Origin of the sequence: Bowmanella yangjiangensis (assembly GCF_017255015.1) — a bacterium.
GTDB lineage: Bacteria > Pseudomonadota > Gammaproteobacteria > Enterobacterales > Alteromonadaceae > Bowmanella > Bowmanella yangjiangensis.
Map to the genome: position 1 here is coordinate 1 of NZ_JAFKCS010000310.1, position 938 is coordinate 938.

Sequence of the window (938 nt, forward strand, 5' to 3'; positions counted from 1 at the left end):
GCGCGCATGGTGCTGGCGAATGTAGTCGTCCACCGCCGCCAGCTTCTGGTAGGCCGGGTGGGTGTCCTGCGCGGCCTGCAGGTCGCACGACACGCCGGCCATGCCGATCACGTTGCCGGCGACATCGTGCAGCGCCAGCTTGTGGGTCAGGCACCAGCCGGTGAGGTGTCCGGGGTACAGGTGCAGTTCGAGCTGATCCTCCAGCCGTGCGCCCGCCTGCAGGACCTGCAGGTCCTGGGCGGTGTACTGCGGGCCCAGGTGCGACGGGAAGACTGCCTCGGCAGTGCGGCCGAGCAGCGCCTGCTTGTCCTTGCAGCCGCAGCGCCGGACCAGCGTCTGGTTGACCATCATGTAGCGTGCCTGCGGGTCCTTGATGAAGAACACCACGCCGGGCATTGCGTCCAGCAACGGCGCGACCGCCGCAAGGCTGTCGAGCAGCGCGGGCAGGTCGGTGAGCGTGGAACGTGGCAGCAGGTCTAACATCGTGCGACTGACAGGTGGCGGCCCCTGAGCATACGGCTCGAGGGGCCGCCGGGGTAGTGCTCGAACGGCGCTATTGCAGGTGCAGCAGGGTGTCGATGCGCGCCGGGCTGAGCGGCGAGCGGGGCGCCGGCTGTGGCCAGTCGAACAGCACCTGCGCGGCGGCTGCGCAGACGCGTCCCTGGCAGGCGCCCATGCCGCAGCGGCTGGTCATCTTGGCCTGGCTCCAGCCAGCCTGGTCGCGGACGGCCGCCAGCGGCACGTCTTCGCAGCGGCAGAGCAGGGTCTCGGGCCTGGCGAGGTGCTTGACCTCGTCACGCAAGGCGAACGCTGCGTTCAACGCCTTGGCGAACCCCTGCCAGTGTTGCCGTCGTGGCCACAGACGCCGCGCTGCATCGTGCTCGCCGACTGCCGCATGGCCGGCGATGGCGCCTTCCACCAGGGCTTTCTCGCTGCCG

At 70.0% G+C, this 938-nt stretch carries 2 protein-coding genes; both read right to left on the reverse strand.

Going from position 1 to position 938, the window contains the following annotated elements; all coding sequences use genetic code 11:
• Positions 1–483 (reverse strand): PAS domain-containing protein (locus J0A65_RS24210; protein WP_206596817.1); only part of this gene is annotated, 483 nt, incomplete at its 3' end.
• Between the two features lie 70 nt (positions 484–553).
• The coding region (locus J0A65_RS24215) for a bacterioferritin-associated ferredoxin (RefSeq protein ID WP_463452343.1) at positions 554–938 on the reverse strand (385 nt) is incomplete at its 5' end.